Origin of the sequence: Bittarella sp. HCP28S3_D9 (genome assembly GCF_052065655.1) — a bacterium.
GTDB lineage: Bacteria > Bacillota > Clostridia > Oscillospirales > Ruminococcaceae > Bittarella > Bittarella massiliensis.
The window spans coordinates 1-9086 of sequence record NZ_JBQHTP010000039.1 but is presented as its reverse complement, the minus strand read 5'-3'; the positions used below and the strand labels follow the sequence as shown (position 1 = coordinate 9086).

Annotated in this window: 5 protein-coding genes; 2 read left to right on the top strand and 3 right to left on the bottom strand. The window is 63.9% G+C overall.

What is annotated here, in order from left to right; translation table 11 throughout:
* Positions 1-56: 56 nt before the first annotated feature.
* From ACTNAU_RS13140 to secA, 3 genes are all read right to left on the bottom strand, one after another.
* Positions 57-320 (bottom strand): metal-sensing transcriptional repressor, encoded by a 264-nt coding sequence (locus ACTNAU_RS13140; protein ID WP_441098667.1) that lies wholly within the window; start codon positions 318-320, stop codon positions 57-59.
* Positions 321-324: 4 nt separating this feature from the next.
* On the bottom strand, positions 325-2931 hold the full coding sequence (locus ACTNAU_RS13135) for a heavy metal translocating P-type ATPase (protein WP_441098666.1): 2607 nt from the start codon (positions 2929-2931) through the stop codon (positions 325-327).
* Positions 2932-3165: 234 nt separating this feature from the next.
* Positions 3166-5901, bottom strand: a complete 2736-nt coding sequence (gene secA / locus ACTNAU_RS13130; protein ID WP_441098665.1) for a preprotein translocase subunit SecA — start codon at positions 5899-5901, stop codon at positions 3166-3168.
* A 1059-nt stretch (positions 5902-6960) separates the two neighbouring features.
* On the opposite strand from secA, the gene ACTNAU_RS13125 reads away from it, so the two are divergent.
* Together ACTNAU_RS13125 and ACTNAU_RS13120 are read left to right on the top strand one after the other, a co-directional pair.
* Entirely contained in the window at positions 6961-7653 is a 693-nt protein-coding gene (locus ACTNAU_RS13125) for an iron-sulfur cluster assembly scaffold protein (protein ID WP_021660272.1), read from the top strand.
* Positions 7654-7683: 30 nt separating this feature from the next.
* Complete coding sequence (locus ACTNAU_RS13120; RefSeq protein ID WP_185915802.1) at positions 7684-8682, top strand: GGGtGRT protein; 999 nt, start codon at positions 7684-7686, stop codon at positions 8680-8682.
* The last annotated feature ends 404 nt before the right edge of the window (positions 8683-9086 follow it).

Genomic DNA, 9086 nt, shown 5'->3' with positions numbered 1-9086 from the left:
CCCCCCCCCCCCCCCCCCCCCCCCCCCCCCCCCCCCCCCCCTTTCTCTGTGGGCGATCACTTCGCCAGCTTGTCAAAGAGGGTCATCAGCTCCTCCACCTTTTCCCCGGCGTCGGGGCCGCCCACCGCGCCCTTGACGCAGCTCTGCATGTGGGCGTGGACGATTTCCCGGTTGACCTTTTTGAGGATGGATTCGGTGGCCAGGATCTGGTTGGAGATGTCCAGGCAGTACCGGTCCTCCTCCACCATCTTGAGGATCCCGTCCAACTGTCCGCGAGCGGTTTTCAGCAGCCGGGTGACGGACGCTTTGTCGGCCTTCATCGCCCTAGCGGATTTCGACGACTTCGTAGCCGGCGTCCTCCACGGCGGCCTTCAGGGCGCTGTCGGGCACCTCTTTGGCCAGCTCGATGAAGGCGGTCTTTTTGTCCAGGTCAACGGTGGCGGTGACCCCGTCGATGGCGTTCAGGGCCTTTTCCACCCGGGCGGAGCAGTGTCCGCAGCTCATTCCCTCTACCAGCATCTCTTTTTTCACAGTGTTTCCTCCTGTCTGTCTCGTGTTTGTGGTCGTTTCAGGGGCTTTATCGTCAGCCGCCGGCTGGGCCGGCAGAGCTTTCGCAGCGGGGGCGGCGGGCTGCGCATCGTGCATATCGCCGCGGTATTTGGGCTTAAAGAACCGCAGCCGCAGGGCGTTGGTCACCACGCAGACCGAGGAGAGGCTCATGGCGAAGGCGCCGAACATGGGGTTGAGTTTCCACCCCAGCAGGGGGATGAAGAGCCCCGCCGCCAAGGGGATGCCGATGGAGTTGTAGATCAGCGCCCAGAAGAGGTTCTCCTTGATGTTTTTCAGGGTGGCCTTGGAGAGCTGAATGGCCCCCACCACGTCCAGCAGGTCGCTGCGCATCAGCACGATGTCGGCCGATTCAATGGCCACGTCGGTGCCGGCGCCGATGGCGACCCCCACGTCGGCCCGGGCCAGGGCGGGGGCGTCGTTGATGCCGTCGCCCACCATGGCGACCTTCCTCCCCTGCTCCTGCAGGGCGCGCACCTGGGCCTCCTTGTCCTGGGGCAGCACCTCGGCGATCACCTGGGAGACCCCCACCTGCCGCCCCATGGCGGCGGCGGTCTTGCGGTTGTCCCCGGTGAGCATCACCACGTCCACCCCCATCTGCCGCAGTTCCGAGACGGCGGCGGCGCTGGTGGGTTTGATGACGTCGGCCACGGCGATGGCCCCCAGCAGCTTCCCTGCTTTGGCAAAGTAGAGGGGGGTCTTGCCGTCTTCGGCCAGGGCCTCGCCGGCCTCGGCCAGGGCGCTGTCGTCCACCCCGGCTTCGGCCATCATCGCCCGGTTGCCCGCCAGGCAGCTCTCCCCCCCCAGGGTGGCCCGCAGCCCCCGGCCGGAGACCGCTTCAAACCGCTCGGCGGGGGTGAGCTCCAACTCCTCCTCGGCGGCCCGCTGCACGATGGCGTCGGCCAGCGGGTGCTCCGAGGGCTTTTCCATTGAGGCGGCCAACTGCAACAACTCCCTCTCGGAGATGCCGGCGGCGGGGAGGATGTCGGTCACCTGGGGCTTGCCCTCGGTGACGGTGCCGGTCTTGTCGAGCACCACCGTGTCGATGGAGTGGGCCGTCTCCAGCGCCTCGGCCGACTTGATGAGAATGCCGTTTTCCGCCCCCTTGCCGGTGCCCACCATGATGGCGGTGGGGGTGGCCAGCCCCAGGGCGCAGGGGCAGGAGATGACCAGCACGGCGATGCCGATGGACATGGCGTACTCAAAGGTGTGGCCGGTGAGCAGCCAGACGGCGGTGGCCAGCAGGGCGATGCCGATGACCACCGGCACAAAGACCCCGCTGACCTTGTCGGCCAGCTTGGAGATGGGGGCCTTGGAGGCGCTGGCCTCCTCCACCAGGTGGATGATCTGGGCCAGGGCGGTGTCGTCGCCCACCTTGGTGGCGCGGAAGATAAAGGCGCCGGTCTTGTTGACCGAGGCGCCAGTCACCTTGTCGCCGGGGCCCTTCTCCACCGGGATCGACTCGCCGGTGAGGGCGCTCTCGTCCACGGCGGTGGCGCCGGATTCCACCACCCCGTCCACCGGGATGGAGGCGCCGGGCTTGACGGCGATCAGGTCGCCGATCTGCACCTCCTCCACCGGGATCTCCCGCTCCTCCCCGTCGCGGATGACCAGGGCGGTCTTGGGGGCCAGGTCCATCAGCTTGGTGATGGCCTGGCTGGTCTTCCCCTTGGAGCGGGCCTCCAGGAACTTGCCCAGGGTGATGAGGGCCAGGATCATCCCTGAGGTCTCAAAGTAGAGGTCCATGGAGTACTGGTGCACCAGGTGCATGTCGCCGTGGCCCAGCCCCCAGCCGATCTTGTAGATGGCGAAGATGCCGTAGACGATGGCCGCCGTCGAGCCGATGGCGATCAGGGAGTCCATGTTGGGGGAGCGGCGAAAGAGGGTCTTGAAGCCGTTTGTGAAGTAGTGCTGGTTGACCCAGACGATGGGCAGGGAGAGCAGCAGTTGGGTAAAGGCAAAGGTGATGGCGTTTTCGTTGCCCAGAAAGATGCCCGGCAGGGGCCAGCCCATCATGTGGCCCATGGAGAGGTAGAAGAGGGGGATCATAAAGGCAAAGGAGACGATGAGCCGGCGCTTCATGGCGCGCATCTCCTCCTGCGCCCGGTCCACCGCCGAATTGCCGGCGGCGGCCTTGGCCGAGCGGCCGTTGCCCGCGGCGGGGAAGGCGCCATAGCCGGCGTCGGCCACCGCCTTGGAGATGGTGTCGGGGCCGATCTGTTTTTCGTCGTACTCCACCACCATGCTGTTGGCCAGCAGGTTGACTGCCACCGCGGAGACCCCCTCCACCTTGGCGACGCTCTTTTCCACGTGGGCCGAGCAGGCCGAGCAGGTCATGCCGGTGACATCGAATTTCTGTTTCATGGCAGCCTTCCTTTCTATGGTACCCCACCCCCGGGGGGGTGTCAATTTCCAAGCCCAGCATACACCTTCACCGGGCAAATGTCAACCGATTTGGTGTAGTTTTGTTCTGCCTTTTTCCTCTAAAAGGTTCGGCCATTTGGGGCCCCGCTATGCGGGGAATGGGGCCGGGCGGGGAAAAAGGCGCAAAAAGCGGGCCCGCCCGAAGGGGCGGACCCGCTTTGTCAGTGTGTGGGGCTAGTTTTCAAACCGGCCACAGCACTTTTTGTACTTTTTGCCGCTGCCGCAGGGGCAGGGGTCGTTGCGGCCGATCTTCTTTTTGCGCACCGGCTCCTTGGCGGCCGAGCCGTCGCCGGACTGGTTGGTGGCGGGCTTCATCACCGCCTCGCGCTTGGGCTCCTCCTGGGTCTTGATCTGCACGGTGAGGAGCATCTTGACGGTGTCCTCCTTGATGGATTCGACCATGGCGTCGAACATGTCGAAGCCCTCGATCTTGTACTCCACCACCGGGTCTTTCTGGGCGTAGGAGCGCAGGTAGATGCCCTTTTTCAGCTCGTCCATGGCGTCGATGTGGTCCATCCACTTGGTGTCCACCACCCGCAGCAGGACCACCCGCTCCAGTTCCCGCATGATGGGGGAGCCGTACTTCTCTTCCTTCTCGAAGTAGATGTTTTTGGCCTGCTCGATGAGCTGGGCGGCGACGTCCTCGGGGGTCAGGCCCGCCAGCTCCTCGGGGGTGTAGTCCAGGTCGTCCTCCCCGGTGATCCAGCCCAGGTAGTGGTCTTTGAGGCCCTTGAGGTTCCAGTCGGCCGGGTCGCTGTCGGCGGCCAGGTAGGTGGAGACCACGTCCTTGATCCCCTCCTCGAGCATGGTGAGGACATACTGCTTCAGGTCCTCGCCGTTGAGGACCTTGTCCCGCTGGGCGTAGATGATCTCGCGCTGCTTGTTCATCACGTCGTCGTACTGGAGGACGTTTTTGCGGATGCCGAAGTTGCGTCCCTCCACCTTGCGCTGGGCGCTCTCGATGGCGTTGGTCAGCATTTTGGTCTCGATGGGCTGGTCCTCCTCGAGGCCGAGGGAGTTCATCAGTGCCTGGACCCGCTCGCCGCCGAAGAGGCGCATCAGGTCGTCTTCCAGCGACATGTAGAAGATGGTCTCGCCCGGGTCGCCCTGGCGGCCGGCGCGGCCCCGCAGCTGGTTGTCGATGCGGCGGGACTCGTGGCGCTCGGTGCCGATGATGAAGAGCCCGCCCGCGGCCTTGACCTCTTCGGCCTCGGCGGCGATCTGCTCTTTGTACTTCTGCTCCAGCTCGGCAAAGGTCTTGCGGCACTCGATGATCTCTTCGTCGTCGGTGTCGGAATAGCCAGTGGCCTCCACCAGCAGCTCCTCGTAGTAGCCCTTTTTGCGCATCTCGTCCTTGGCCATCATCTCGGCGTTGCCGCCGAGGATGATGTCGGTGCCGCGGCCGGCCATGTTGGTGGCGATGGTGACGGCGCCCTTCTTGCCGGCCTGGGCCACGATCTGGGCCTCTTTTTCGTGGTATTTGGCGTTGAGGACCTGGTGGGGGACCCCCCGGTGTTTGAGCATCTTGCTGAGCAGCTCCGACTTTTCGATGGAGATGGTGCCCACCAGCACCGGCTGGCCCTTGGCGTGGCTCTCCACCACCTGGTCGATGACGGCGTTGAATTTGGCCTGCTCGGTCTTGTAGACCTGGTCGTCGTGGTCCTTGCGGACATTGGGCTTGTTGGTGGGGATCTCGATGACGTCCAGCTTGTAGATCTCGTTGAACTCGTTTTGCTCGGTCATGGCGGTACCGGTCATGCCCGAGAGCTTTTGGTAGAGGCGGAAGAAGTTCTGGAAGGTGATGGTGGCCAGGGTCTTGGACTCCCGCATCACCTTGACGCCCTCTTTGGCCTCGATGGCCTGGTGCAGCCCCTCGTTGAAGCGGCGGCCGATCATCAGGCGGCCGGTGAACTCGTCGACGATGATGACCTCGCCGTCCTTGACCACGTAGTCCACGTCCCGCACCATGATGCCGTGGGCGCGGATGGCCTGGTTGATGTGGTGGGCGATGGTCATGTTGTCGGCGTCGTTGAGGTTTTCGAGGCCAAAATAGGCCTCGGCCTTTTTGATGCCGGCCTTGGTGAGGGTGGCGGTCTTGGCCTTCTCGTCGACGATGTAGTCGCCCTCCAGCTCGTCGTTGTCCTCTTTGGCGTTGAGCTCGGTCACCTTGGTGACCTTGAGGGTGCGGGCAAACTTGTCGGCGGTCTGGTAGAGGTCGGTGGACTTGTCGCCCTGGCCGGAGATGATGAGGGGGGTGCGGGCCTCGTCGATGAGGATGGAGTCCACCTCGTCGACGATGGCGAAGTTGAAGCCCCGCTGCACCTTGTTCTCCTTGTAGATGACCATGTTGTCGCGCAGGTAGTCAAACCCCAGCTCGTTGTTGGTGCCGTAGGTGATGTCGCAGTTGTAGGCGCGGCGCCGGGCCTCGTTGTCCATCCCGTTGACGATCAGCCCCACCGAGAGCCCGAGGAAGCGGTAGATCTTGCCCATCCACTCGCTGTCGCGTTTGGCCAGGTAGTCGTTGACGGTGACGATGTGCACCCCCTTGCCCGAGAGGGCGTTGAGATAGGCGGGGAGGGTGGCCACCAGGGTTTTTCCCTCGCCGGTCTTCATCTCGGCGATGCGGCCCTGGTGGAGGACGATGCCGCCCACCACCTGCACCGGGAAGTGGCGCATCCCCAGCACCCGGTCGCCCGCCTCGCGGCAGGCGGCGAAGGCGTCGGGGAGGATGTCGTCCAAAGTGGCGCCGCCCGCCAGCTTCTCCCGCAGGGAGACGGTGGTCTGGCGCAGTTCTTCGTCGGTCTTTTTCCTGTACTCGTCCTCCAGCGCGTAGACCTGCTGCGCGATGGGGTCAATGCGCTTGAGCTCCTTTTTGCTGTAAGAGCCAAACAGCAAATCCTTTAATCCCATTTCATCACCTCAAAAGATACAGCCCTGGTGTGGCGGGCCGTTTTGCAATTCGACGTTAGACAATAAACCAACCTATATTATAAGGGGCCGCGCCGGCAAAGTCAACGCGGCGGGCAGAACTTCCCCTGTCCGGGAGGGGGGAAGTTCTGCCCCTACCGGGTTTGCCCGCAATTTCTGTTGCGGGCAGCCGGACCGCGCGGGGAAATGGGGCGCTCCATTGGGGGCAGAGGAGTTTGCCGCGGCCGGACGGGAGAGGGCGTTGGAGAAGGGGCGCTGCGCTGATGTGGGGTTGACGGCCCGGCGACCCAGGACAGGGGCGGAGGCATGGGCAAACGGCTTGGTGTGGGATGCCGACCGCGCCGATTTGGCAGCGGGGCGGGAAAAGGGAGCGAGTTTTGCACGGGCCGCCGGGGGGCGGGGACAGGTCTCTGCATCGCCCCCCTTTTTTGCCGATTGCCACAGCCATTGCTCCTTGAAGGACAACTGCGAGGGGAATAGGGCCCGCCTCTTTTTCGGCGGCAATGCGGCCTTTACTGGCGGCAACCCGCTTCGCACCCCCAACGCGCAGACCGATACACTTTTTTGCCCGCCGAGCGCGACCGCCCGGCCCGATGAACCGCGGGAGGACAGACCCTTTTGGTTTGCACGGCGTGGACCGCGCCGGGCGTCGCTGGGGGAATGCGCGGATAGGGGGCGTCGCCATCCCCCAGCCGGGCATCGCCGTTGGCAGCAGTGGAGATAGCGAGGCGGGCCGCAGCAGGCGATATGGCGGGTGCCTGCCGTATAGAACCCCCCTGCCGCGCCGCGTGGGAGAGCGGCTGGCGCCCGGTCGGCCCAGCAGTTGGCCGGGCGCGGCGGCCGGCTTTTTTGTGGGGTCTACTTGCGGGACAACGCCGTGCCGGGAATGCGGCGGCGGGATGGGGCCATCCGTTGTGAATTTTTTGACACGCCCTTGCGAAACCGGGACAGGCATACTATAATGTATTATAGATTGGACTGCGCGCAGGGCGCAGCTCCATCTGCGGTTTCTGTCCCCAAAAAACCGAAAGGAGTTTTGATATGAACTATTCTCATGAAGTCGAGAAAATGTGCGTCGTGGCCAAGGGCCCGCACCACGGTCCCGCTCCCATCCCCGAGGAGGGCAAATGGGTAAAGGCCTACCAGATCCCCGACATCTCCGGCCTGACCCACGGCGTGGGCTGGTGTGCCCCCCAGCAGGGCACCTGCAAGCTGACCCTCAACGTGAAAGAGGGGGTCATCCAGGAGGCCCTGGTGGAGACCATCGGCTGCTCGGGCATGACCCACTCCGCCGCCATGGCCGCTGAGATCCTGCCCGGCAAGACCATCCTCGAGGCGCTCAACACCGACCTGGTGTGCGACGCCATCAACGTGGCCATGAGAGAGCTGTTCCTGCAGATCGTCTACGGCCGCACCCAGACCGCCTTCTCGGAGGACGGGCTGCCGGTGGGCGCCGGGCTGGAAGACCTGGGCAAGGGCCTGCGCAGCCAGGTGGGCACCATGTACTCCACCGCCGCCAAGGGTGTTCGCTACCTGGAGATGGCCGAGGGCTACGTCCTCTCCACCGCCCTGGACGAAAACGACGAGGTCATCGGCTACAAGTTCTGCCGCCTGGGCAAGATGATGGAAGATATTCGCCGTGGAGCAGACCCCAAAGAGGCCTTCGAGAAGAACGTCGGCACCTACGGGCGCTACGACGGCGCGGCCAAGTACATCGATCCCCGCGAAGAGTAAGGGAATACGGACAGAAGGAGGTTTGCGAATATGGCACAATTTGAAGGTAAAGAGAGAAGAATGGCGAAGATCGACGCCTGCCTGGCCGAGTACGGCTTCAAGACCCTGGAGGAGGCCGACGAGCTCTGCAAGAGCAAGGGCATCGACGTGGGCGAGATCGTGAAGGGCGTACAGCCCATCGCCTTTGACAACGCCGTGTGGGCCTACACCCTGGGCACCGCCATCGCCATCAAGAAGGGCATCAAAAAAGCCGCCGAGGCCGCCGAGGCCATTGGCATCGGCCTGCAGGCGTTCTGCATCCCCGGCTCGGTCGCCGAGCAGCGGGATGTGGGCCAGGGCCACGGCAACCTGGGCGCCATGCTGCTGAGAGAGGAGACCGACTGCTTCTGCTTCCTGGCTGGGCACGAGTCCTTCGCCGCGGCCGAGGGCGCCATCGGCATTGCCCGCACCGCCAACAAGGCCCGCAAGAAACCCCTGCGGGTCATCCTCAACGGGCTGGGCAAAGACGCCGCCTACATCATCTCCCGCATCAACGGCTTCACCTACGTGGAGACCGAGTACGACTTCAAGACCGGCGATCTGAAGGTCGTGCGGGAGATCCCCTACTCCGAGGGCGAGCGGGCTGCCGTTCGCGTCTACGGCGCCAACGACGTGCTCGAGGGCGTTGCCATCATGAAGTCGGAGAAGGTCGACGTCTCCATCACCGGCAACTCCACCAACCCCGCCCGCTTCCAGCACCTGGTGGCCGGCACCTACAAAAAGTGGGCCATCGAGAACGGCAAGAAGTACTTCTCCGTCGCCTCCGGCGGCGGCACCGGCCGCACCCTGCACCCGGACAACGTGGCTGCCGGCCCGGCCTCTTACGGCCTGACCGACTCCCTGGGCCGGATGCACGGCGATGCCCAGTTCGCCGGTTCCTCCTCTGTGCCGGCGCACGTGGAGATGATGGGTCTGATCGGCATGGGCAACAACCCCATGGTCGGCGCCACCGTCGCTTGCGCGGTTGCCGTGGAAGAGCACAACAACTAAGCGAGAGAGTTCATATCATCAAAAAGGGCCCCCGGCTGGTAAAAGCCGGGGGCCCTTTTGCGCGCTGGGGCGGGGTTGCAATCGCCCCGGGGCTGTGATAGACTTTGAAGAGAAAAAGAGAATAGTCCGGGAGTCCGCAAACGGGCTGAGAGGACACTGGCGAAAAAGGGAGCAGTCGCTGCTGTGCTGCCCGGCTTTCAAAAAACTTTTTTGAAAGCCGGATGAGAATGCGCTGGCGACTACTCGTCTCACGGAAGCAGAGGCCAAGGTGAAAAGCAGAGGATGGTTGTTATCGTGCCATTTGTAGGTTTTGCCCAACGGGCAAAATTGAAAACTTTAGTTTTCAAAAACAAATGGGGACACGATGGCGACTATTCGTCTCACGGAAGCAGAAGCCAAGGTGA